23 protein-coding genes, 1 tRNA gene and 1 pseudogene are annotated in these 24394 nt (G+C 65.5%); 15 read left to right on the top strand and 10 right to left on the bottom strand.

Annotated features, from left to right (window positions below):
• The first annotated feature begins 137 nt into the window (after positions 1-137).
• Positions 138-1349, top strand: coding sequence for an acyl-CoA dehydrogenase family protein (locus WA317_RS10175; RefSeq protein ID WP_425172913.1), 1212 nt, complete (start codon positions 138-140; stop codon positions 1347-1349).
• A gap of 3 nt (positions 1350-1352) precedes the next feature.
• Here the strand turns inward: WA317_RS10175 and WA317_RS10170 are convergent, their stop codons facing one another.
• The gene (locus WA317_RS10170; RefSeq protein ID WP_425172912.1) at positions 1353-2528 is read right to left on the bottom strand and encodes a thiolase family protein; all 1176 of its coding nucleotides are present in this window, start codon (positions 2526-2528) and stop codon (positions 1353-1355) included.
• A 60-nt stretch (positions 2529-2588) separates the two neighbouring features.
• Complete coding sequence (gene oxc, locus WA317_RS10165; RefSeq protein WP_425172911.1) at positions 2589-4301, bottom strand: oxalyl-CoA decarboxylase; 1713 nt, start codon at positions 4299-4301, stop codon at positions 2589-2591.
• Between the two features lie 80 nt (positions 4302-4381).
• Between oxc and WA317_RS10160 the strand changes: the two genes are divergently transcribed.
• On the top strand, positions 4382-5926 hold the full coding sequence (locus WA317_RS10160; protein WP_425172910.1) for a FadD7 family fatty acid--CoA ligase: 1545 nt from the start codon (positions 4382-4384) through the stop codon (positions 5924-5926).
• 3 nt (positions 5927-5929) lie between these two features.
• Positions 5930-7510 (top strand): gamma-glutamyltransferase family protein, encoded by a 1581-nt coding sequence (locus WA317_RS10155; protein WP_425172909.1) that lies wholly within the window; start codon positions 5930-5932, stop codon positions 7508-7510.
• On the opposite strand, the gene purD is transcribed toward WA317_RS10155, so the two are convergent.
• The 5 genes from purD to WA317_RS10130 form a co-directional block, all read right to left on the bottom strand.
• Positions 7507-8775, bottom strand: coding sequence for a phosphoribosylamine--glycine ligase (gene purD / locus WA317_RS10150; RefSeq protein WP_425172908.1), 1269 nt, complete (start codon positions 8773-8775; stop codon positions 7507-7509). The two genes, WA317_RS10155 and purD, sit on opposite strands and share 4 nt — an antisense overlap.
• Positions 8776-8887: 112 nt before the next feature.
• The gene (locus WA317_RS10145; RefSeq protein ID WP_425172907.1) at positions 8888-9322 is read right to left on the bottom strand and encodes a carboxymuconolactone decarboxylase family protein; all 435 of its coding nucleotides are present in this window, start codon (positions 9320-9322) and stop codon (positions 8888-8890) included.
• Positions 9323-9333: 11 nt separating this feature from the next.
• Positions 9334-10191 carry an NAD(P)-dependent oxidoreductase gene (locus WA317_RS10140; RefSeq protein ID WP_425172906.1) on the bottom strand — a complete coding sequence of 286 codons (858 nt, stop codon included), beginning with the start codon at positions 10189-10191 and terminating at the stop codon, positions 9334-9336.
• A gap of 49 nt (positions 10192-10240) precedes the next feature.
• A complete protein-coding gene (locus tag WA317_RS10135) occupies positions 10241-10990 on the bottom strand; it encodes an SDR family oxidoreductase (RefSeq protein ID WP_425172905.1) in 750 nt (249 codons plus the stop codon).
• A gap of 75 nt (positions 10991-11065) precedes the next feature.
• Positions 11066-12532, bottom strand: coding sequence for an aldehyde dehydrogenase (locus tag WA317_RS10130; RefSeq protein WP_425172904.1), 1467 nt, complete (start codon positions 12530-12532; stop codon positions 11066-11068).
• 196 nt (positions 12533-12728) lie between these two features.
• On the opposite strand from WA317_RS10130, the gene WA317_RS10125 reads away from it, so the two are divergent.
• The 9 genes from WA317_RS10125 (at position 12729) to WA317_RS10085 (ending at position 19625) form a co-directional block, all read left to right on the top strand.
• Positions 12729-13346 (top strand): TetR family transcriptional regulator, encoded by a 618-nt coding sequence (locus WA317_RS10125; RefSeq protein WP_425172903.1) that lies wholly within the window; start codon positions 12729-12731, stop codon positions 13344-13346.
• The gene (locus tag WA317_RS10120) at positions 13343-14557 is read left to right on the top strand and encodes a cytochrome P450 (RefSeq protein WP_425172902.1); all 1215 of its coding nucleotides are present in this window, start codon (positions 13343-13345) and stop codon (positions 14555-14557) included. Before WA317_RS10125 ends, WA317_RS10120 begins: the two co-directional genes overlap by 4 nt.
• Position 14558: 1 nt before the next feature.
• Positions 14559-15383 (top strand): SDR family oxidoreductase, encoded by an 825-nt coding sequence (locus WA317_RS10115; protein ID WP_425172901.1) that lies wholly within the window; start codon positions 14559-14561, stop codon positions 15381-15383.
• Positions 15380-16735, top strand: coding sequence for a cytochrome P450 (locus WA317_RS10110; protein ID WP_425172900.1), 1356 nt, complete (start codon positions 15380-15382; stop codon positions 16733-16735). The genes WA317_RS10115 and WA317_RS10110 overlap by 4 nt, the downstream gene beginning before the upstream one ends.
• A gap of 2 nt (positions 16736-16737) precedes the next feature.
• The gene (locus WA317_RS10105; protein ID WP_425172899.1) at positions 16738-16944 is read left to right on the top strand and encodes a ferredoxin; all 207 of its coding nucleotides are present in this window, start codon (positions 16738-16740) and stop codon (positions 16942-16944) included.
• Between the two features lie 2 nt (positions 16945-16946).
• Entirely contained in the window at positions 16947-17492 is a 546-nt protein-coding gene (locus tag WA317_RS10100; protein ID WP_425172898.1) for a nuclear transport factor 2 family protein, read from the top strand.
• Positions 17493-17611: 119 nt separating this feature from the next.
• Positions 17612-18739, top strand: a complete 1128-nt coding sequence (locus WA317_RS10095; RefSeq protein WP_425172897.1) for an NDMA-dependent alcohol dehydrogenase — start codon at positions 17612-17614, stop codon at positions 18737-18739.
• Positions 18740-18747: 8 nt separating this feature from the next.
• Positions 18748-19173 (top strand): nuclear transport factor 2 family protein, encoded by a 426-nt coding sequence (locus tag WA317_RS10090; protein WP_425172896.1) that lies wholly within the window; start codon positions 18748-18750, stop codon positions 19171-19173.
• 47 nt (positions 19174-19220) lie between these two features.
• Positions 19221-19625 carry an HIT family protein gene (locus WA317_RS10085; RefSeq protein WP_425172895.1) on the top strand — a complete coding sequence of 135 codons (405 nt, stop codon included), beginning with the start codon at positions 19221-19223 and terminating at the stop codon, positions 19623-19625.
• A gap of 23 nt (positions 19626-19648) precedes the next feature.
• Here the strand turns inward: WA317_RS10085 and WA317_RS10080 are convergent, their stop codons facing one another.
• From WA317_RS10080 to phoP, 3 genes are read right to left on the bottom strand one after another with little or no spacing between them, the layout of a single operon-like run.
• On the bottom strand, positions 19649-20596 hold the full coding sequence (locus WA317_RS10080; protein ID WP_425172894.1) for an NAD-dependent epimerase/dehydratase family protein: 948 nt from the start codon (positions 20594-20596) through the stop codon (positions 19649-19651).
• 47 nt (positions 20597-20643) lie between these two features.
• Positions 20644-22074 carry a sensor histidine kinase gene (locus WA317_RS10075; protein WP_425172893.1) on the bottom strand — a complete coding sequence of 477 codons (1431 nt, stop codon included), beginning with the start codon at positions 22072-22074 and terminating at the stop codon, positions 20644-20646.
• A 52-nt stretch (positions 22075-22126) separates the two neighbouring features.
• A complete protein-coding gene (phoP, locus tag WA317_RS10070; RefSeq protein ID WP_425172892.1) occupies positions 22127-22846 on the bottom strand; it encodes a two-component system response regulator PhoP in 720 nt (239 codons plus the stop codon).
• A gap of 117 nt (positions 22847-22963) precedes the next feature.
• On the opposite strand from phoP, the gene WA317_RS10065 reads away from it, so the two are divergent.
• The 3 genes and pseudogenes from WA317_RS10065 to WA317_RS10055 all read left to right on the top strand — a co-directional run.
• Entirely contained in the window at positions 22964-23740 is a 777-nt protein-coding gene (locus tag WA317_RS10065; RefSeq protein WP_425172891.1) for a hypothetical protein, read from the top strand.
• Between the two features lie 127 nt (positions 23741-23867).
• Positions 23868-23942, top strand: a tRNA-Thr gene (locus WA317_RS10060).
• Positions 23943-24141: 199 nt separating this feature from the next.
• Positions 24142-24394, top strand: a pseudogene (locus WA317_RS10055) (hypothetical protein); the annotation flags it as partial.

Raw genomic sequence — 24394 nt, 5'->3', positions numbered from 1 at the left:
AGCCGGGCGAAGCGGGTCGCCGCCATAGGCTGAGCGGCGATCGCGAGCAGGAAGTTCACCTTCGCGGTGTATGGTGCACGACTGTTCACTTGGAGCCTGTAGGGGGCCTACCGCAGGGCGCCGAAAGGATGATGTGCATGTCGTTTTCACTCGAACTTTCCGAAGACCTGATCCACGTCCGGGACTGGGTACATGAGTTCGCCGCCGAGGTGATGCGGCCGGCCGCTGCGGAATGGGACGAACGCGAAGAGACCCCGTGGCCCATCATTCAGGAGGCGGCCAAGGTCGGCCTGTACTCCCTCGACTTGTTCGCCGAGCAGTCCGCGGAACCGAGCGGGCTCGGTCTGCTGACGGTGTTCGAGGAGATGTTCTGGGGTGACGCTGGGATTGCATTGTCGATACTGGGCACCGGGTTGGCCGCCGCGTCGCTGGCCGCCAACGGCACTCCGGAGCAGCTCGGTGAGTGGCTGCCGCAGATGTTCGGCACCGTGGACGACCCCAAGCTGGCGTCGTTCTGTTCGTCGGAACCGGCGGCAGGGTCAGACGTCGGCGCGATCCTGACCCGGGCGCGTTACGACGAAGCCACCGACGAATGGATCCTCAACGGAACCAAGACCTGGGCCACCAACGGCGGTATCGCGAACGTGCACATCGTGGTGGCGTCGGTGCATCCCGAACTGGGCTCGCGCGGCCAGGCGACGTTCATCATTCCGCCGGACACCCCGGGCTTCAAGCAGGGTCAGAAGTTCCTCAAGCACGGTATCCGCGCCTCTCACACTGCCGAGGTGGTGCTGGAGGACGTCCGACTTCCGGGGCGGTTGCTGGTGGGCGGCAAGGAGAAGTTCGATCACCGGATCGCGCGGGTGCGAGAAGGAAAGCGCGCTGCGGGGCAGGCGGCGATGGTGACGTTCGAGCGCACCCGGCCCACGGTCGGGGCGATGGCGCTGGGAGTGGCTCGCGCCGCCTACGAGTACGCCTTGGAGTACGCACAGCAGCGTGAGCAATTCGGCCGCAAGATCGGCGACTTCCAGGCAATCGGATTCAAACTGGCCGACATGAAAGCCAGGATCGACGCGTCACGGCTGCTGGTGTGGCGCGCCGGGTGGATGGCCCGCAACAACAAGCCGTTCTTCAACGCCGAAGGATCAATGGCCAAGCTGGTGGCCAGCGAAACCGCCGTCTACGTCACCGAGGAAGCCATCCAGATCCTCGGCGGCAACGGCTACACCCGTGAATATCCGGTGGAGCGCATGCACCGCGACGCCAAGATCTTCACCATCTTCGAGGGCACCAGCGAAATCCAGCGGCTCGTCATGGCAAGGGCAGTCACCGGCTTACCGCTGCGCTGACAGCTAAACCTCGACGACGACCGCGCCGCCCTGACCGCCGCCGGCGCACATCGCGGCCACTCCGATCCCGCCGCCGCGCCGGGCCAACTCATGCACCAGTGTGGTCAGCATCCGGGCGCCGGTCGCTGCGATGGGGTGGCCGAGACTACAACCGCTGCCGTAGACGTTGACCCGGTCCTCATCCAAGTCGTATTCGCGGCACGCAGCGATCGGAACCGACGCGAACGCCTCGTTGATCTCCCACAACGTGACGTCTGACGCGGACAGCCCGCCGCGTTCCAGCACCTTGCCGATCACCCGTACCGCCGCCAGGCCGGTGTCGCGCGGCTCGACCGCCGCCGTCGCCCAGGTCTTCACCGCACCCAGCACGGTCAGGCCCGTCGACTTGGCGTACCCGTCGTCGACCAGGGTGAGCGCGGCGGCGGCGTCGTTGGTGCCGCTGCTGTTGCCCGCAGTGATGGAAAATCCGTCGATCTCGGGATGCAAGACCTTGAGCGACGCCAGCTTCTCCAGACTGGTGTTGCGCCGCGGGTGCTCGTCGACACTGAAGTCCACGAATGCGCCGTCGGGCCCCTGGATCTTCAGCGGGACGATCTCGTCGACGAACGCGCCGTTGTCGATCGCCGCGACAGCGCGTTGATGCGACCGCAGCGCCCATGCATCCATGTCCTCACGGCGTATGCCGGCGGCTTGCGCGGTGTTCCACCCGACAGTGATCGACATATCGCGGGTCGGCGCGTCCGGAGTCGCCGGATGCGACGACGGTATCCACTGCTCCTCGAACTCCAGGGTGGGACCCGGGATCCGCCACTTCATCAGCGGCCCGGTCGACAGTGATTGCACCCCGCCGGCGACGATGGCGCGTTCGGCGCCGGAGCCGATCTGGGCCGCCGCGTTGGCAACGGCGGTCAGGCTGCCCGCGCAATGCCGGTTGACGGCCTGACCCGGCACCGAGAACAGCTCTGAAGCCGCAGCGGCGTAGCGCGCCAGATCACCGCCGCCATAGTGCGATTCGGCGAAGATGACGTCGTCGATGTCGCTGGGCTCGACCCCGGAGCGCCGGATGGTTTCCTGCAGCACGGTGGTCGCAAGCACTTCAGCGGGCGTGTTGACCAACGAACCCTTGAACGACGTCGCGATCGCGGTGCGCACCGCACTGACGATGACAGGCTTGGGCATGTCCTCAACCTTAGACATGCGGGCGCACCGGCACGGCAGCGGAAGCAGGAATGGTATCAGCTACCGTAGCGCCGACGGGGTGGCCGCACTCTTCGGGTTGAGGCTGGTCAGGTGCCCGCTTTCCACGCCGGCGGCCGGGTCGAGTTGGCAGTCGATGATCGCCGGCTGCCTCGAGGCCACAGCGTCGCTGAGCGCGGACTTCAGCTCCGTCGGGGTGCTGACGTGATACCCCCTGCCGCCGAACGCCTCGGCGAGCAGTTCGTGGCGCGCACGGGCGCTGAGCACGGTCGGTGCGAGATCGCCGCCGGCTGTCCGTTCATCACCGCGGTAGACGCCGCCGTTGTTGAGGATGACGACGGTGATCGGCAGCCGGTAGCGGCATATCGTCTCGAACTCCATGCCGCTGAATCCGAATGCGCTGTCACCTTCGATCGCGACGACTGGATGTCCGGTCTCGACCGCAGTGGCGATGGCGTAGCCCAGGCCGATACCCATCACTCCCCAGGTCCCGCTGTCGAGGCGATGTCGCGGAACTTCCATGTCGATCACGTTGCGGGCGATGTCCAACGCGTTGGCGCCCTCGTTGACCACGTAGGCCTCCGGGTGCCCAGCCAGTACGTCGCGGACGGTGCGCAACGCGTTGAAGAACCGCATCGGGTGGGGATCGTCGGCCAGCCGTTTGAGCATCGCGGCCTCGTTGTGGGCCTTGCGCTCGCCGAGTTCGGTGGTCCAGGCGGCCGGCGCGGCGATCGGTCGGGTCTGCGAACGGTCAGTCAGCGCCGAAATCACCGAGTCGATGTCGCCGGTCAGCGGTGCTGCGATCGGCCGGTTGCTGTCGAACTCCGACGCCTCGATGTCGACTTGGATGAACTGCACATCAGCCGACCACGGCGGTGACTCCCCATGGCCGAGCAACCAATTCAGTCGGGCACCGACCAGCAGCACCACATCGGCACGGGACAGCGCCAGCGAGCGCGCCGCCGCGACGGATTGCGGGTGCGAGTCCGGCAGCAGCCCTTTGGCCATCGACATCGGCAGAAACGGAATGCCGGTGGATTCGACGAAGGTGCGGATCGTCTTGTCGGCTTGCGCGTATGCGGCGCCTTTGCCCAACACGATCAGCGGTCGCTGTGCTCGCGCCAGCAGGCCCAGCGCGCGGTCAACGGCGTCGGGGGCGGGCACTTGCCGCGGAGCCGGGTCGACGACTCGCCAGATGGTGCCGGCAGCGACGCCGGCGTCGATCGCCTGGGCGAGCACCGCGCCCGGAACATCGAGGTAGACGCCGCCGGGCCGGCCGGAGACCGCGGTGCGAATCGCGCGAGCGACACCGATGCCGATGTCCTCCACCCGGCCGATCCGATAGGCCGCTTTCGCGAACGGCCGGGCCGCGGCGAGCTGATCGAGTTCCTCGTAGTCGCCGCGCTGCAAGTCCACGATAGGGCGCTCACTTGAACCGGCGATCTGGATCATCGGGAAGCAGTTCGTCGTAGCGTTCGCCAGCGCCACCAGCCCATTGAGAAACCCCGGACCGGAGACCGTCAAGCAGACGCCGGGCCGCTGGGTGAGGTAACCGGCCGCGGCCGCCGCGTTGCCGGCTGACGTCTCATGCCGGAAGCCGATGAAACGCATACCCGAGTGCTGCGCAATGCGAGCGAGGTCGGTGATCGGAATACCGACCAGCCCGTAGATCGTGTCGATCCCGTTGAGTTTGAGAGCGTCCACAAGGAGGTGAAAGCCGTCAGTCAGCGCTGCGCTCGCCGATGGTGTGGTCATGGTGACATCCTCGGTGATCGGGTACTCGCTGTGCTGCTGTACCCACTGTGGCAGCCGCGTCCAGGAAGGAAGGTCGAACGATGACGACCGACACCACTTCTCCGGGTGCACGCATCGCCGATTTGCTGGTCAGCGCGGCACATCGTCACCCGGAGGCCACCGCGCTCGTCGTCACCGCCGACCGAACGCCGTTCGGCTACCTCTCGTTGTCCCGTCTGGTCGACGACATGGCCGGACAACTGGCCGGTGGCGGCCTGCGGCCCGGTGACCGTGTCGGGTTGCGCGCGCCCAGCGGCGCCGAATTCGTCGTCGCCCTGTTCGGAGCCTCGCGGGCAGGCTTGGTCGTCGTGCCGTTGGATCCCGCACTTCCGGTCGCCGACCAGCAGGACAGGATCCAGGCGGCCGGAGCACGTGTCGTCGTGGTGGGCGATCGCGAGCCGGCCGCAACCAACGATGCGACCTTCCCGTCCTGGCCGATAGCGGTGGCCGGCGACGACCGTGCCGTCCGCGTCGAGCTGGACACGTCGGCCGAACCGTACCCGCCGGCGTCGGCTCCGGCAGACCTCACGCCCGACGACGCCCTGATCATGTTCACCGGCGGTACGACCGGAACGCCGAAGATGGTGCCGTGGACGCACGACAACATCGCATCCTCGGTCCGCAACGTCATCGCCACCTACGGGCTGGGTCCGGACGACGCGACCATTGCGGTGATGCCGTTGTTTCACGGGCACGGGTTGATCGCCACGCTGCTGTCGACGCTGGCGTCCGGAGGCACTGTGTTGATTCCGGCCCGCGGCAGGTTCTCCGCCCACACGTTCGCCGATGACGTCCGCGCCGCCCACGCGACGTGGTTCACCGCGGTGCCGACGATTCATCAGATCCTGCTCGACCGCGGCGCAACCGAGTCCGGGTCCGCCGGCGGCGCGCTGCGTTTCATCCGCAGCTGCAGTGCGGCGCTGCACCCGGAGACGGCCGAAGCGCTACAGACGCAGTTCGCGGCGCCAGTGCTCAGCGCCTACGGCATGACCGAGGCCACCCACCAGGTGGCGAGCACCAGCGACGACGAGAAGGTGACGACCGGCCTGGTCGGGCGGCCGACCGGAGTGGAGTTTCGGATCGTCGGAGACGACGGCCGGTCCTGCCCTCCAGACGGCATCGGAGAGATCTGGGTCCGCGGCCCTACGGTGGTGCGCGGCTACCTGGCCAACCCGACCGCGACTGCGCAGACTTTCACCGACGGCTGGCTGCACACCGGCGACTTGGGCTCGCTGTCAGCGACCGGAGAGCTGACGTTGCAGGGCCGCATCAAAGAACTCATCAATCGCGGCGGGGAAAAGATATCGCCGGAGCGGGTGGAGGGTGTCCTCGTCGGCCATCCGAAGGTCGTCGAGGCAGCCGTGTTCGGCGTTCCGGACCGGCTCTACGGAGAGACGGTCGCCGCGGTGATCGTCCCCGACCAGTCGGCTCCGCCGACCTCTGACGAACTCGCCGAATATTGCCGCGCCCGGCTGGCAGCCTACGAGGTGCCGGGCAACATCGAGGTGATCGACGAGTTGCCGCACACCGCAAAGGGTTCGGTCGACCGCCGAGCGGTGGCCGAAAGTTTCGGGAAAGCGGTCTGAGCGGTGCCGCCGTTCGATTGGGAGCTTCCGTACGCCTGGCCGCGCACACCCGTTCTGGCAGCCAATGTCGTGTGCACCTCGCAACCGCTTGCCGCGCAGACGGGTCTGCGGATGCTCGCCGAAGGTGGCAGCGCGGTCGACGCGGCCGTGGCCACCGCGATCGCGCTCACGGTGGTCGAGCCGGTGTCCAACGGGATCGGCTCAGACGCCTTCGCGATCGTCTGGGACGGCCGGCAACTGCACGGAATGAACGCGTCAGGCCGCTCGCCTGCCGCTTGGACACCGGAGTACTTCGGCGACAACGGTGTTCCCGCACTCGGCTGGAATTCGGTCACGGTGCCCGGGGCGGTGTCAGCGTGGGTCGAATTGCACGCCAGGTTCGGCCGGCTTCCGTTTGAGCGGCTCTTCGATGCTGCGATCAGCTACGCCCGCGACGGTTACCTGGTGTCGCCGGTGGTCGCGGCGCAGTGGGCGGCGCAAGTGCCTCTGTTCGCATCCCAGCCCGGCTTCGCCGAGACGTTCATGCCCCAAGGGCGGGCACCTCGGCCCGGCGAGTTGGTCACCTTCCCCGGTCACGCGGCGACGCTGGAGCAGATCGCCGCGACCAACGGTGCGGCGTTTTATCGCGGGGAATTGGCGGCCCAGCTCGAGGCGCACGCGGCAGCCAACGGCGGCGTCATGCGCGCCTCCGACCTCGCCGCGCATCGTGCTGACTGGGTCGACACCATCAGCGTCGATTACCGCGGATACACCATCCACGAGATACCGCCGAACGGCCAGGGCATCGTCGCGCTGATCGCCCTGGGCATACTCGAACAGTTCGATATGTCCTCGCTCGAAGTTGATTCCGCCGACAGCGTGCATCTGCAGATCGAAGCGGTGAAGTTGGCTTTCGCCGATGCCCACGCCCACGTCGGCGATCTTGAGCACATGGCGCTGCGTCCTGAGCAACTTCTCGACGAGGACTACCTCAAGCAGCGTGCGGCGCTGATCGATCTGAAGCGGGCCAAGCCGGCCTTCGCGGGCACACCGCGCGGCGGCACGGTGTATCTCACCGCCGCCGACGCCTCCGGCGTGATGGTGTCGATGATCCAGTCGAACTTCATGGGGTTCGGCTCCGGTGTGGTGGTGCCCGGCACCGGAATCGCGCTGCAGAACCGCGGCATGAACTTCGTTGCGAAGCCCGGACATCCGAACCAAGTCGGCCCTTTCAAGCGTCCTTTTCACACCATCATCCCGGGTTTCGTCAGCAAAGACGGTGCGCCGGTGATGAGCTTCGGGGTGATGGGCGGCCAGATGCAGCCCCAGGGGCACGTCCAGGTGCTGGTGCGCGTCGTCGACCATGGGCAGAACCCGCAGGCGGCGTGCGACGGCCCCCGCTTCCGCTGGGTGCAGGGACTGGAAGTCTGCTGCGAGCGGGGTTTTCCGGAGTCGACGGTGGACGAGCTACAGCGGCGCGGGCATCGACTGGTCACAGTGGACGACTACAACCAATTCGGCAGCTGCCAAGCGATCTGGCGGCTCGACGATGGATATTTTGCGGTGAGCGATCCACGCCGCGACGGCCAAGCCGCAGGGTTCTAGACGTGGATTCGGCCCTCTGCCGCCGCCAGGCCGATGTCGGTGCGAAAATGGCTGCCCGGCAACTGAATCGACTTGATGACCTGGTACGCGGCCGAGCGCGCCGCGGACAAGTCGGCGCCGGTGCCGACCACCGACAACACTCGACCACCCGACGACACGATCGCCCCGTCATCGCGCCGGGCCGTTCCGGCGTGCAATACACCGTCAGCTTCCGCGCCGGTGATGACGTCGCCGAGCCGCGGCCGGCCCGGATAGTGCTCCGCCGCCAGCACCACCGTCACCGCCGCGCCGTCTCGCCAACGCAGGTCCCCGAAGCTCGCCAATTCGCCGGTGGCGGCTGCGTGCAGCATTTGGCCCAGCGGCGAGTCGAGCAGTGCCAGCACCGACTGTGTCTCCGGATCACCGAAGCGACAGTTGAATTCGATGACCGCGGGCCCGCTCGAGGTGATCGCCAGACCGGCGTAGAGCAGCCCGGAGAAGGGGCAGCCACGCCGAACCATCTCAGCGGCAACCGGTTCCACGATCTGGCTGACCACGTCGCGATAAACCTCGGCGGATAGCCACGGTAGCGGCGTGTAGGCGCCCATGCCGCCGGTGTTCGGCCCCCGGTCACCGTCGCCGACCCGCTTGAAATCCTGCGCCGCCAGCAGCGGCACCACGGTCGTGCCGTCGACGACACAGAACAACGACACCTCGGGACCGTCGAGGAACGACTCCAACAACACCGGGTGTCCGGCGTCCAGCAGAGTGGCGGCGTGCGCGCGTGCCGCCGCCCGCTCCGACGTCACGACCACGCCCTTTCCCGCCGCGAGCCGGTCGTCTTTCACCACCCAGGCCGGCTGTCCGGCGCCTCGTCCGAACCGATCAAGGGCCGCATCCAAATGCGCTGGGCTGTCGACGATCTCGCTGGTCGCAGTGCGCACCCCGGCCGCCGCCATCACATCCTTGGCAAACGCCTTAGAGCCTTCGATGCGCGCGGCGTCCTTGCCGGGGCCGAAACAGACGACACCGGCATCGCGCAGCGCGTCGGCCACCCCCAACACGAGCGGCACCTCCGGACCGATGATCACCAGGTCGGACTGCAGGTCGCGGGCCAGCGCCACCACGTCCTCAGCGGACAAGATGTCTATTTGGTGCTGGCCGGCGATCGACGCGGTGCCCGCGTTGCCGGGGGCGATTGCCAGGGCGTCGACGTGCGGATCGCGGCTCAGCGCCAACAACAGCGCATGTTCACGGGCACCCGAACCGATCACCAGGACGCGCACGAGGCCACCTTATCGGTCTGCCACCCGGCACCGACTCGATAGCCCGCCAAGAGTGTTGTTCTGCAGAGGACATTCCTTCCTAACCGGTAAGGGACTGACAGATGTGGTTCCGCTAATCCAGCGTCTTGCCGGTGTGCATTTTCACCGCGTCGTTGACGTTGGCCTTCTTGTCATTCGCCGAGCCCTGTGCAGCGGCCTTCTTGCGCTTGGCGCTGACCCGTTCGACGACGCCGTTGAGTCCCGACCCCAACGGGAAGCCGACGTAGTGCGTCAGGAATATCGCCATCTCCCGCAGTTCTTCTTCGGTCAGCTCTTCGTTCTCCAACGCAGCGTTGACCTGGACCTCCGAAAGGTCCTGCAGGCCGAGCGCCGTCACGACAGACAGCGTCATGATTCGCTTGTCACGCATCGATAAGCCCGGCCGAGTCCAGATGCTGCCGAAGAGGTGGTCGACGGTCAGCGCGAAATACTCGCCTGGCATGTCGGGCATTTCCCACGCGTAGACCTCGTTCATCTTCTCGAGGCCCTTACGGCGTAGCTCGTCCATGCTGCCTCCAATCAGTTCGACGGGGTCGGATGCGGTACTCCCAGACCGGTCGCCAGCCGTTCCCGCGCGATCTCGGCCAACGGCAGGTCGACTGACATCGCCCGACCCAACGCCAGCGCCAAGCTCAGATCTTTCTCTCCCAGGTCGCGAGCATGGGAAAAGGAATGGTACAGAAAGTGCTCCGGTGCAAGCGAGTTCATGTCGTCGCGCACCATGATGGCTCCAGGGCCGCCGGTCAGCGCATCAGTATGGCGCACCACCCGGCCCAGCGCCTGCAGGTCCAAGCCGGCCGCGGCGGCCAATTCCATGGCTTCACACGCCGCAGCGTACGAGGTGAACGTCAGCATGTTGCGGGCCAACTTCATCCGTGTTCCCGCACCCGGCTCGCCGGCGTGGACAACCATTGACGCCCACTGCTTGAACGCCGGCTTGATCCGCTCGTACACCGAGCGCTCGGCGCCCACCATGGTTGCGAGTTCGCCCTCGGCGGCTGCTCCTGCGCCGCCGCTGACCGGCGCGTCCACGATGTGGATGCTGCGCTCCTCCAGCTGTTGCGACAATTCGACGGCGGTGGTGTCGCTGATCGTGGAGTGGATCGCGATGACGGTGCCGGGCCTGGCGCTGGCGGCCAGTTCGCCGACGACGTCGCGCACCTGCTCGTCGTTGAGGACCGTGACGCTGATGACGTCAGCGCCGGCGACGTCGGACACACTCTCGGCGAGACCCGCGCCTGCCTCGGCCAACGGAGTCATCGCCTCGGCCCGCACGTCGTAAACCGTCACGCCGCCAGGCCAATCCACCAGGCGCTTCGCCATCGGCGCACCCATGTTGCCCAGCCCGATGTAGCCCAACTTCAGAGCGCTCGTCATATGCGCCGCTCTTCCTCGTCGCTGCGCTCTGCATCGTCGCCGGCGGTGGTCATGACCGGATGATCTGTCCGCCGTCGACATTGAAGATCTGCCCGGTGATCCACGACGCCTCATCGGACAGCAAAAACAGGCACATCCCGACTAAGTCCTCCGGAGTTCCCATCCGCGACAGCGGAAGTCCTCTGACGATGTCGTCGACGATTTCCTTGGGTGTGGTGGTCCGGTTGGCTTCGGTGTCGATCGGTCCGGGCGCAATGGCGTTGATCCGGATGTTGCGGCCACCGAGTTCGCGCGAAAGCTGTTGAGTCAGACCGTTGATGCCTACCTTGGCCAGGCCGTAGAAGTTGGCGTACAGCCACGCCGCGGTGGACGACTGGTTGACGATCGCCCCGCCGCCGCGCTTGGTCATCTTCTTATACACCGCGCGGGTGCACCACAGTGCGCCGTCGAGGTTGACGCTCATGAACCGCTTGTAGTACTCGGGATCGACGCTGAGCAGGAAGTCAAGTTTCATGCCGCCGAAGATGGCGGCGTTGTTGACCAGGTAGTCGATACCGCCGAACTCGGCGAGCGTGCGGTCGGCCATCGCCTTGGCGGATTCGGGGTCGGAGACGTCGACCGGGATGCTGATCGCCGCGCCCCCGTCGGCGCTGATCTGCTTGGCCACACCCTGCGCCGCCTCGTCGTTGATGTCCGCCACCACAACGGCCGCGCCCTCGCGGGCCAGCGCTTCGGCGTATGCCTGGCCGATGCCGCCGCCGGACCCCGTGACGATTGCAACCTTGTTCTCAAACCGCATGTTTCCCTTTCCGGCGAGCGGCTAGCTGATGCACGACGATCGCGAAATCTCTTGTCATGCGCGGCTGCTCGAACCTCACACCGCTGTCGCGACAACCTTCGTCTCGAGGTACTCCTCGAACCCGGCCAAACCCATCTCCCGGCCGTTACCGGATTGCTTGTATCCGCCGAACGGCGCGTCAGGGGAATACCAGACGCCGCCGTTGACATTGACCGTGCCCACCCGCAGCCGCGCGGCCAACCCGGCCGCGCGCTGCGAATCAGCGCCGAATACGGTGCCCGACAAGCCATACGGTGAGTCGTTGGCGATCCGCACCGCGTCGTCGTCACCGTCGTGGGCGATCACGGTGAGCACCGGACCGAAGATCTCCTCACGCGCGACCCGGGCGTCGTTGGTGAGTCCGGCGATGACGGTGGGCTCGATGAAGAAGCCGGTCGCCCGATCGGCGGGTCGGCCACCGCCACAGGCGAATTCGCCGCCCTCACTGGTCGCCGAGTCGAGGTAGCCCTGAACTCGGTCGCGCTGGCGTGCCGAGATCAACGGCCCGCAAATTGTGCCGGCGTCGTTGGGATCACCGGGCTTGATCGACGACATGGTTCCGGCGGCGATGGCGACCGCCTCGTCGTAGCTTGTCCGCGGCACCACCAGTCGAGTGGTGATCGCACAGCCCTGGCCGGCGTGCATCGAGGCGGTGAAGGCCGACATCGAGCACGCTCCGGCAAGATCGGCGTCGTCGAGCACGATGAACGCGGATTTGCCGCCCAGCTCGAGGAACACCTTTTTGATGGTGGCGGCGGCGTCGGTCATGACGCTGCGGCCGGTGGCCGTCGAGCCGGTGAACGACACCATGTCCACCCGAGGGTGTTTCGCCAGCAGCGCACCGACACTGTGGTCACTGGAGGTAACGATGTTGACGACGCCCGGCGGGAAGTCGGTGTGCTCGACGATGAGTTCGCCCAAGACTGCGGCGCACCAAGGGGTGTCGGGCGCGGGTTTGAGCACGATGGTGTTGCCCGCCGCCAGCGCCGGACCCAACTTGGCGAGGTTGATCTGATGTGGAAAGTTCCAGGGCGTGATCGCGCCGACCACCCCGACAGCTTCCCTGGCTATCGTGCGGCGGGTGGGAATCCCCATCGGCGCAGCTTCCCCGAGATCCTGATTCCACTCATAGGACGACGCGGTGTCGGCTGGGAATCTCAGGTCGGCGACCGGCCCCTCGAGTTGCGCCGCGGCGGTCAGCATTCGTGGGGCACCGACCTCGGCGATAGTGATTTCGCGGAGTTCCTCGACGTGCTCGCGCATCGCCTCCTGAAGCTGTCGTATACACCGCACCCGCAGCTCGGTGTTGCGCGACCAGTCGGTGTCGTCAAAGGCCCGCCGGGCCGCGTCGATCGCGCGGCTCATGTCGTCGGCGTTGGCGTCGGCGGCGCTGCCCAGCACTTCCTCGGTGGCCGGGTTGATAGTGGGAAAGGTGCCGGCGCTGCCGGCCGACAACTTGCCGTCGATGAGTAGAGCGCTTTCGCCGTCCGCCAGCAAAGCCATGTCCCGCTCCCGCCTCTCCTCTGAGGGATGTGGTGGACACTTGTCCAGAATGGGTTAGTAGGACCATAGCCGTCCTAATGCTGACGATGCAAGCGCCGGTTAGCCGAGGGTTGCCCGCCGCTCACTGGCGAGGCTTCTATCTGCGGATATCGCTGTGGGCTTGCCTGCCTCTGCGACCATCGGATAAGTTGGACATGTGTCCAGCGATGCAGTGGTCGCGATCCCGTCCGGCGGCCTCCCGCCCGATGCGCCGCGCAACCGCAGGCAAGAGGAGACCTTTCGCAAGGTGTTGGCCGCCGGGATGGAAACCCTGCGCGAGAAGTCCTATGCCGACCTGACCGTGCGCGCGGTGGCCGCCCGCGCCAAGGTGGCCCCGGCGACCGCCTACACGTATTTCTCGTCGAAGAATCACCTGATCGCCGAGGTCTACCTGGACCTGGTGCGACAGGTGCCATTCTTCACCGATGTCAACGAACCCATGCCGACCCGGGTGAACAAGGCGCTGCGTCATCTGGCGCTGGTGGTCGCGGATGAACCCGAGGTCGCCGCCGCCTGCACGACCGCGCTACTGGGAGGCAACGCCGATCCCGCGGTACGCACCGCCCGCGACCGGATCGGTACGGAAATCCATCGCCGCATAACCTCGGCCATCGGTCCCGATGCCGACCCGCGCACCGTGTCGGCATTGGAGATGACGTTCTTCGGCGCGCTGGTGAACGCCGCCAGCGGCGCTTTCACCTACCACCAGATCGCCGACCGGTTGGCCTACGTCGTCGGCCTCGTCCTGCCCGGCGACCGGAGAGATCATCGATGAAAGTTCAAACCGACAAGCCGCTGCTTGATCCGTACGACTACGACTTCCATGAGGATCCGTACCCGTACTACAAGCGGTTACGGGACGAGGCGCCGCTGTACCACAACGAAGAACTCGGCTTTTGGGCCTTGTCCCGGCATCGTGACGTGCTGCAGGGCTTCCGCAACAGCACCGCGCTGTCCAATCGCGACGGGGTCTCGCTCGACCCGGTGTCACGCGGGCCGCACGCCGCCAAGACGATGTCGTTTCTGGCAATGGACGATCCCGCGCATCTGCGGCTGCGCACGCTGGTGTCGAAAGGCTTTACGCCGCGCCGTATCCGGGAACTCGAGCCGCGAGTCACCCAGCTCGCGGCGCAGCACCTCGACGCCCTATTGGATAAGGCGGCGTCCGGCCGGACCGTCGACTACGTCGCAGAATTCGCCGGCAAGCTACCTATGGACGTGATCTCCGAGCTGATGGGGGTACCGGTAGCCGACCGTGACCGCATCCGCGCCCTCGCTGACGGCGTGATGCACCGGGAGGACGGCGTGAACGACGTGCCGTCGTCGGCGATCGAGGCATCGATCAACCTGATCGTCTACTACCAGCAGATGATCGCCGAGCGCCGCGCCTACCCCGGTGAAGATCTGACCTCGGCGTTGCTGGAGGCCGAGATCGACGGCGACCGGCTCACCGACGACGAAATCCTCGGCTTCATGTTCCTGATGGTGATCGCCGGCAATGAGACGACCACCAAACTGCTTGCCAACGCGGCTTTTTGGGGTCACAAGCACCCGAATCAACTTGCACCCGTGTACGCCGACCGGTCGCTGGTCCCGCAGTGGGTGGAAGAGACCTTGCGTTACGACACGTCGAGCCAGATCCTGGCCCGAACCGTCACGTCGGACCTCGACCTGTACGACACCAAAGTTCCCGCCGGCGACGTCCTGTTGCTGCTGCCGGGTTCAGCCCACCGCGATGAACGGGTCTTCGACGAGCCTGATCATTACCGGATCGGACGCGACATCGGCTCGAAGCTCATGAGTTTCGGCAGCGGGGCCCATTTCTGCCTTGGCGCACACCTGGCCCGGATGGAAGCCAGAGTTGCACTCACCGAGTTCTGCAGCCGCACCCGGGGGTACGCGATCGACGAAGCCAATGCGGTGCGCGTCCACTCCAGTAACGTCCGTGGATTCGCTCACCTGCCCATGACCCTGAAGGTGTACTGAAGTGCCCCGCTTCGAACCGCACCCGGCTCGTCGTCCCGTCATTGTCGCCGGCGCCTCCTCCGGCATCGGCGCGGCCACCGCTGTCCAGCTTGCCGCGCATGGTTTTCCGGTGGCGCTGGGCGCACGACGTCTCGACAAGTGCCAGGAGATCGCCGAGGCGATTCGCGCCGACGGCGGGGAGGCGATCGCACTCCCCCTTGATGTGACCGACACCGAGTCAGTCAAAGGATTCGTACACCAGGCGATCGAACAGCTCGGCGATATCGAGGTTCTCGTCACCGGCGCCGGCGACACCTCTTTCGGGCGACTACACGACATCGACACTGAGACTTTCGAATCGCAGATCCAGGTCCACCTGATCGGCGCCAATCGGTTGACCACGGCCGTGCTGCCGGGAATGCTCGAACGTCAGCGCGGCGATCTCATCTTCGTGGGATCTGATGTCGCGCTACGCCAGCGCCCGCACATGGGGGCCTACGGCGCGGCGAAAGCTGCACTGCTGGCGATGGTCACCAACCTTCAGATGGAGCTCGAAGGCAGCGGGGTGCGGGCCTCAATCGTGCATCCCGGACCCACCAAGACCGCGATGGGCTGGAGTCTGGCTCCCGAGGCTATCGGCCAGGCGCTCGAAGACTGGGCCAAGTGGGGTCAGGCCCGCCACGATTACTTCCTCCGGGCGGCTGACCTCGCCCGAGCCATCACCTTCATCGCGGAAACGCCCCGTGGTGGATTCATCGCCAACATGGAATTGCAGCCTGAGGCGCCACTGACCGCGACGAAAGACCGCCAGCAACTCAAAGTGGACGAGAAGGCATTGAAATCATGACAACTGCTGTGGTGCCGCGAGTTTCGGGCGGCGAAGAAGAGCATGGTCACCTTGAAGAGTTCCGGACCGATCCGATCGGCCTGATGCGGCGGACCCGCGAAGAGTGCGGAGATGTGGGCTGGTTCCAGTTGGCGGACAAACACGTCATTCTGCTGTCGGGCGCCGAAGCCAACGAATTCTTCTTCCGCTCGGCTGACGAAGATCTCGACCAAGCCGAGGCGTACCCGTTCATGACGCCGATCTTCGGCAAAGGCGTTGTCTTCGACGCCAGCCCAGAGCGGCGCAAAGAGATGCTGCACAATTCCGCGCTGCGCGGTGAGCAGATGAAGGGCCACGCCACAACCATCGAGGGTGAAGTCAAGCGGATGATCGCCGGCTGGGCCGACGAGGGTGAGATCGACCTGCTCGACTTCTTCGCAGAGTTGACTATCTACACCTCGACCGCTTGCCTGATCGGGCTGAAGTTCCGCAACCAGCTCGACTCGCGGTTCGCGCACTACTACCACGAATTGGAACGGGGCACCGATCCGCTGTGCTACGTCGATGCTTACCTGCCGATCGAGAGCTTCCAGCGCCGCGACCAGGCCCGCAAAGACCTGGTAGCGCTGGTGCAGGACATCATGAACCAGCGGGTCACCAACCCGCCCAAAGACAAAAGCGACCGCGACATGCTCGACGTGCTGGTGTCGATCAAGGATGACGAAGGCAATCCCCGGTTCTCTGCAGACGAGGTCACCGGGATGTTCATTTCGTTGATGTTCGCCGGGCACCACACCAGTTCCGGCACATCGGCGTGGACGCTGATAGAGCTGATCCGCCATCCCGACGTCTACGCCGAGGTGCTCGACGAGCTCGAAGAGCTGTACGCCGACGGCCAGGAAGTGAGTTTCCATGCGCTGCGGCAGATCCCGAAATTGGATAACGTGGTCAAGGAGGCTCTTCGGCTGCACCCGCCGCTGATCATCCTGATGCGAGTGGCCAAGGGCGAGTTCGAGGTTGCGGGCTTCCCGATCCGCGACGGCGACTACGTCGCGGCATCCCCGGCCATCTCCAACCGCATCCCCGAGGACTTCCCGGACCCCGACGCGTTCAACCCGGACCGGTACAACAAGCCCGAGCAAGCCGACATCGTCAACCGGTGGACGTGGATACCTTTCGGCGCCGGCAGACATCGCTGCGTAGGCGCGGCATTCGCCACCATGCAGATCAAGGCTATCTTCTCAGTGTTGTTGCGCGAGTACGAGTTCGAGATGGCGCAGCCTGCCGACAGCTATCGCAACGACCACTCCAAGATGGTGGTGCAGTTGGCCCGGCCCGCCAAGGTGCGCTACCGCCGTGCCAGCAAGGCTTGACGATGGGCTACCGGATCGAGGCCGACCTGGATCTATGCCAGGGCCACGCCATGTGCGAGCTGGAAGCGCCTGACTACTTTCAGGTGCCCAAGCGGGGCAAGGTCAAGATCCTGGACGCCGAGCCACCCGAACAAGACCGTGACGAAGTGCAGCGCGCGGTCGAGATGTGTCCAACCCAAGCACTGTTGATCACGCTGAAAGAGGATTGACGATGGCGTCTTTCGAACGTTCAGAACTCGACGAATGGGTGCAGTCCTGGCTGCAGGTCAATAAGGATTGCGAGAAGGCCGGCGACTGGATGCCGCTGACCGACTTCTACGCTCCCGACGCCACTTACGGCTGGAACATCGGGCCCAAAGAGGACGTGATGTGCGTCGGGCGCGACGAGATCCGCGACATCGCGCTGGGCCTGGAGATGGAAGGGCTGGAGAACTGGCAGTACCCGTACCAGAAGGTCATCATCGACGACCGGCAGGGCGAGATCGTCGGTTTCTGGAAGCAGGTCGTCGTCGACGGCGACGGCGGCCGGCAAGAGATCTACGGCATCGGCGGCAGCTGGTTTCGACTCAACGCCGACAAGCTCATCGAGTGGCAGCGGGACTTCTTCGACTTCGGCCACGTGTCGGCGCTTTACATGGCGCTGATGAAGACCGGGAAGTTGTCGGCAGGCATGCAAAAACGCATCGAGCGCGGCCTGGCCGGGGAAAAGCTCCCCGGCTACTACCCGCTCGGTCAGGCTCCGGTGCCCATCTGGTGAGCATGTGGCCGCTCCGCTTGAGACCTAGATCACCTACTGACCTACACTCAACCAAGCGGTTGCTTGCGCGGAGCTCGGGCCGTTCCTAACCGACGTTCAATGACGAAAGCAGGTTCACGGTGAAGACCAAAGGCGCATTGATCTGGGAGTTCAACCAGCCGTGGTCCATCGAGGAAATCGAGATCGGCGACCCACACAAAGACGAGGTCAAGATCCAGATGGAAGCGGCGGGCATGTGCCGCTGCGACCTACACCTGGTGACCGGCGGCATCCCGATGGCAGGCTTTCCGGTGCTCGGCGGACACGAGGGCGCCGGCATCGTCACCAACGTCGGACCCGGTGTGGAAGACATCGCACCGGGCGACCATGTGGTGCTGTCGTTCATCCCGTCGTGTGGGAGCTGTCCGACCTGTCAGTCCGGCATGCGCAACCTGTGCGACCTGGGTGCCGGGCTGTTGGGCGGTGTAGCGGTCTCCGACGGCACCTTCCGCATCCAGGCGCGCGGGGAGAACGTCTTCCCGATGACGCTGCTGGGCACCTTCTCGCCGTACATGGTGGTGCACCGCAGCTCGGTGGTGAAGATCGACCCGTCGGTGCCCTTCGAGGTGGCCGCCCTGGTGGGTTGCGGAGTCACCACCGGTTACGGTTCGGCCGTTCGCACCGCTGACATCCGGCCCGGTAACGACGTCGCGATCGTCGGTGTCGGCGGAGTCGGCATGGCGGCACTGCAAGGTGCGGTCAGCGCCGGCGCCCGCTACATCTTCGCGATCGACCCGGTGGAGTGGAAGCGCGACCAGGCACTGAAATTCGGTGCGACGCATGTCTACCCGGACATCAACGCCGCGCTGATGGGGATGGCCGAAGTCACTTACGGTCTGATGGCCCATAAGGTCATCATCACCGTCGGAGAATTGCAGGGCGCCGACGTCGACAACTACCTGAACATCACCGCCAAAGGTGGCACCTGCGTGCTGACGGCGATCGGCAGCCTGCTCGACACAAACGTCAATCTGAACCTGGCGATGCTGACCCTGATGCAGAAGAACCTGCAGGGCACCATCTTCGGCGGCGGGAACCCGCAGTACGACATCCCTCAGCTGTTGTCGATGTACAAAGCCGGCAAACTCAACCTCGACGACCTAGTGACCCGGCAGTACACATTGGAACAAATCAATGAGGGGTACCGCGACATGTTGGAAGGCAAAAACATTCGGGGCGTCATCCGCTACACGGATGCCGATCGGTAGCAGCCGGCATGTCGCAGGACACGATTGAACAATCACCGGCGCTGACCGCCTCGCAGTCGTCGTGGCGGTGTGTGCAGGCGCACGACCGCGCGGGCTGGCTTGCCCTGATGGCCGACGACGTCGTCATCGAGGACCCGATCGGCAAGTCCGTCACCAACCCCGACGGCACCGGTGTTCGCGGTAAGGACGGGGTGGCGGCTTTCTTCGATACCAACATCGCCGCCAATCAGCTGACAATCACCTGCGAGGAGACCTTCCCGTCCAGCTCGCCAGAAGAGATCGCCCATATTCTGGTGTTGCACAGCAAGTTCGACAACGGCCTGACCAGCAGCGTGCGGGGTGTCTTCACCTACCGCGTCAACGACGAAGGTCTCATCGCCAGCATGCGCGGCTACTGGAACCTCGACGCGATGACCTTCGGCAAGGATGAGTGAGCGGAGCCGACCCGCACACCAGCTCGGCGGCCCATATGCTGAACCGCATGGCCACCCTCTTCACCAAGATCATCAACGGAGAAATCCCAGGCCGATTCGTCTACGAGGACGACGAGATCGTCGCCTTCCTGACGATCCAGCCAATGACGCAGGGCCACACGCTGGTGGTGCCGCGCGCTGAGATTGACAACTGGCAAGACATCGACCAGGCGGTGTTCGGTCGGATCATGGCGGTGGCGCAACTGGTCGGCAAGGCGGTGTGCCGGGCGTTCAGCGCCGATCGTGCCGGGGTGATCATCGCCGGGCTGGAGATACCGCACCTGCATGTGCATGTGTTCCCGGCGCGCGATCTCAGCGACTTCGGCTTCGCCAACGTCGACACCGATCCGTCGCAGGAGTCATTGGACGAAGCGCAGGCCAAGATCAAAGAGGCGATAGCTGAATTGGTTTGAGCGTTTGTATCCCGGCTCGCAGGTCAACTGTCACCTCCCGCGACCAGCGCTGCGAGCGTCTGGGCAGAGGTGTATGTCGGCTTCCAGCCCAACTCCTTCTTTGCCTTCGTCGTGTCCATCACGATGGATGACTTGGCGAGGTGCCACCACTCCTGCGCCGAGGGACCGATTGGCAGCCGCGACAGTTGGCCGGAGGCCATCGACATCGCCTTCGGAGTTACCCGCACCGGTTGGCCACCGAATGCTCGAGCCACGTCTGACATGGTCAGCAGCCCGTCGGCGGCGATGTTGTAGGCACCGGGCGGCGAAGGCGCGATCGCTGCCAGCGCGATCGCAGCTGCCACGTCGTCGTGATGCACCAGCTGCAGCGGGAAGCCGAGATCCGGCACTATGGCCAATGCCTCGGTCACCGCGCGCATCACCTCGGCGAAAGCCGGCGCCTTCGGCCCGGCGACGATGCATGGCCGCAGAACAATGATCTGCAGCGACGACCCGCTGGTGATTTCTGCGAGGGCCTCCTCGCACTGGACTTTCTGCTCCGAGTAGTAGTGCTCCGGTGAGCCGCGTGCCGGCACGTCCTCTGTCAACGGAACCGGGTTATCTGGGTGATAGCCGTATGCCGCTACCGAGGAGGTGTACACGAGGCGCTTCGGGCGACCGGCTGCCACCGTCGCTTCAAACACATTGCGGGTGCCCTGCAAATTGATGCGTGCGCTTTCCGCACGCGATCCGAAGATGATGAAAGCCAGGTGAACCACGACATCGGCGTCCGCGACAAGCGCCTCGACGGCATCGCGATCGAGGATGTCGCCCTGCTGGTAGGACGTTTTCGTCCATCCGTGCGTCGAGGGGTCGAACGGCCTACGAGCCATCCCAAGAATCTTCTCCACTACCGGCTCACGCTCAAGCGCCGTCACCGCCGAGATGCCGATCTCCCCGGTGGGGCCAGTGACGGCCACAGTCAATCCCACTCTTCAAAGCTACCCACGGTGGAGTCGACACCAAACCGTTGGCCTGCTCAGCGCACAGGTGCCGGCACGTCGGTGACCCGCGGCAGGCTGACGTGGAAAGAGCAACCTTGTCCGGGTGCGGTGTTCACCCTGACGGTTCCGCCGTGGGCGTGCACCAGTGAGTCGACGATCGACAGCCCCAGGCCGGTGCCGCCGCTGCTGCGCGCCCGTGACATGTCGGTGCGATAGAACCGCTCGAACACCCGCTGAGCATCCTCTTGGCTCATGCCGGGGCCTTTGTCGGCGACTTCGAGCACTGCATCGTCGCCGTCGGTGCCGACCCGCACCGTGATGTCGGCGGCCTCCGGAGTGTGCTGCAACGCGTTGGCAACCAGATTGCTCAGCACCTGACGCAGCCGGGCTTCGTCGCCGAACACTTCCGGGGTTCCCGGTCCGTCGAGCACCTCCATCGCGATGTGACGTTTAGGGGCGATCGACTGCGCGTCGTGCACCGCGTCGGTGGCGAGTGCGAGCAGATCCAGCCGCCGGCGCTCCAGCGGGCGTTGCGCGTCCAGCCGGGCCAGCAGCAGCAGATCCTCGACCAGCAAACCCATTCGGCTCGACTCGCTTTCGATGCGTGACATCAGCATCTCGACGTCGCGGGCGGCGCCCTGGCGGTACAACTCGGCGAAGCCGCGGATGGTGGTCAGGGGTGTCCGCAGCTCGTGGCTCGCGTCGGTGATGAATCGGCGCATCCGCTCCTCTGAGGTGCGCGCCTTTTCCGCCGATGACTCCGAGGACGCCACCGCCCGCTGGATCTGAGCGAGCATGCCGTTGAGCGCCAGTGACAATCGGCCCACCTCGGTGCGCGGATCACGTTCGGGCACGCGGCGGTCCAACTGTCCGGCCGCGATCGCCGCGGCGGTGCGTTCGACTTCAGTCAGTGGACGCAGGCTGCGAAGGACCACCGCATACCCGGCGATTCCCAGCACCAGTAGCACCGCCGCGCCGATGCCGACCTGCAACCAGAGCAGTGAGCGCACGGTGTGCTGGACGTCGGAGAGGTCGATGGCCACGGTGATGAGCTCGCCGTGCGGGCCGCGCACCGACATGGCCCGCCATCGCACCTCCGAGCCGTTGACCGATCCGACGGTCGTCGGGTTGGGGCCGACGTTGTTCTCGGCCGGCAGAGCGGGTTCGGCGTTGCGATCGTTGCCGGCCATCCAGACGCGGCCGTCGCGGGCGAGGCCGCGCACGTAGAACTTCGACGGTGGCCGCCCGGGGTTCGGGCTGTCGTTCGAGCCGGGCAGCAACCGCCGGGGGGCCAGTGCCCAGCCGCGAGATGCGTCGAGCAGCGTCTGGTCGACGCGGCTGATCAGACTGTGCCGCAGGATCGAGGTGACCGCGACGCCGGACGCCGCCAGGCCGCAGGTCACCAGGATCAAGGTGGCCGCCACCAGCCCTACCCGCAGCGGCAGTCCTCCTCGACGGTGCGCCATCCTCGTATTCTTCGCTAGTGCGTGCTTTTTAATCGCCTAAACGAGTTGACGTTCACCGCGGCTCCCGCAACACGTAACCCACGCCGCGCAAAGTGTGCAGCAGCCGCCGCTCACCGGTATCGATTTTTCGGCGCAGATACGAGACATAGGACTCGACGACGTTGACGTCTCCGCCGAAGTCGTACCGCCAGACGTGGTCGAGGATCTTCGGCTTGCTCAACACTGTGCCGGCATTGATGACGAAATAGCGCAGCAGCGTGAATTCGGTGGGAGACAACGACACCGGTTCGCCGGCTTTCCACACTTCGTGGGTGTCCTCGTCGAGTTCGATGTCGGCGAAGCTCAGGCGGGCGTTGCGCGGCTCGGTGCTGCCCTTGCCGGTGCGTCGCAAGATGACACGCAGTCGGGCGACGACCTCTTCCAGGCTGAACGGTTTGGTGACGTAGTCGTCGCCGCCGAGGGTCAACCCGGCGATCTTGTCTTGCAGCGAATCGCGAGCGGTCAGGAACAACGCCGGCGCGTCGATGCCGTCGGCGCGCAGCCGGCGCAGCACGCCGAAGCCGTCCATGCCGGGCATCATCACGTCGAGGATCACCGCGTCCGGCCGCACTTCGCGGGCGCGGTCCAGTGCTGCTGCTCCGTTGGTGGCGGTGTGTACTTCGAAGCCCTGAAATTTGAGGCTCACCGAGAGAAGCTCGACGATGTTGTCTTCGTCATCGACGACGAGGACACGTGCCTCAGGAATATGTTCTGTTGCGGCGCCCACTGCCATCTGTCCATTCCCTCCTATTTGGCTGAAGACAGCCTCGACGGCAGCTGTGCGCCTCCTGTGAGTTAGTTGCGAGACGATCGGCAACACCATGACTTCAGCTGCGAATACACTCGTGGCATGAGTCTCGGCAGAAGTTTGGCAGCACTTGCCACTGCTCCCGCGCGGGTCGGGCTCGCCGCTGCCGACGCAGGTCTGGGCGTTGCCGCTTCGGCGGTCGGCCTGGCCAAGCGGACCATCGCTGAAGTCGACGGGCAGCCCGCGGGGAACCCGGTGGCCCACATGCTGCGCCTCGACGACGCGCTAGTGCGGGCCAATCGGCTGGCCAGGCTGTTGGACGACGACGCCCCGATGGGGCGGGCCCTGGCGCCGGACGGGCCGGTGGACCGGCTGCTGCGCCCGGGCGGTGTGGTCGACATGCTGACCGCTCCTGGCGGCTTGCTTGATCGCCTGACCGCTGAAGGCGGCGGGCTGGAGCGCGCCTTGAAGCCGGGCGGACTGGTGGATCAACTGGTCGCCGAGGACGGGCTCGTTGACCGACTGCTCGCCGAAGACGGGCTGGTGGACCGACTGCTCGCCGAAGACGGAGTGGCTGACCGGCTGCTCGCCCAGGGCGGCCTGGTCGACAAGTTGACGGCACGCAACGGTCCGCTGGAACAGCTAGCCAACGTCGCCGACACGCTCAACCGGCTGACCCCGGGGATGGAAGCGCTGGCGCCGACCATCGAGACCTTGCAGGACGCCGTCATGTCGCTGACCTTGGTGGTCAACCCGCTGAGCAACATCGCCGACCGCATCCCGCTGCCCGGCCGGAGGATGGCGAGGCGCTCGGGGCCGCGCGCGGTGCCATCACAGCGGATCGTCGACAACGATCGTGCGGATCCTGGCGAGAATTAGTCTCGTTCTCCTCGCCGAGCGTCACGCCAGCGTGACGTCCGGAGGTGTTCGCCGGGCCCTGCCCGGCCACCGTCACGCCAGCGTGACTGTCGCGGTCGTCAGCCACTACCCTGACTTCGTTAGACCGGCCTCCTTAGCTCAGTGGTAGAGCACTCGCCTTGTAAGCGAGCGGTCGTCAGTTCAATCCTGACAGGGGGCTCCAGCGAAAACACGTTCTAGCTGCGTAAATCCCTCTAGCCGATGCCGGAACCAATTTCGACCGGCCCTCGATGTCACGACTGTGTAACAACCCTGACGTCGATGTCGCGCATCCCCCGAACATCCGCCGCGGCGCCGCGATCGGCACTGCGCCTGGTTCAGAGACGTGAAGTCGACTCTCTTGCGAGGATTCAGTGATGGCAATGTCATCCAAGCCCAGCCCGCGCCAGCTGACGACGCCACGTGCTGCCGCGCTGGCCGGTGTGATCTTTGCGCTGCTGTTTGGCGCCGTGCTGATCCTAATTCGCACCAACATGCCCGAGGGCGCTGCAGATTCGTCCGAATGGCTGAACAGTCGCGGCAGCGGGATCGCGACCGCGACGACGCTGATGCCGTTCGCGGGCATTAGCTTTTTGTGGTTCATCGGGGTGGTCCGCGACGGGTTAGGGCGCTATG

The sequence above is a fragment of the Mycobacterium sp. genome (genome assembly GCF_049802695.1).
In the GTDB taxonomy this organism is placed as follows: domain Bacteria; phylum Actinomycetota; class Actinomycetes; order Mycobacteriales; family Mycobacteriaceae; genus Mycobacterium.
This window is presented reverse-complemented; position numbering and strand designations above follow the sequence as displayed.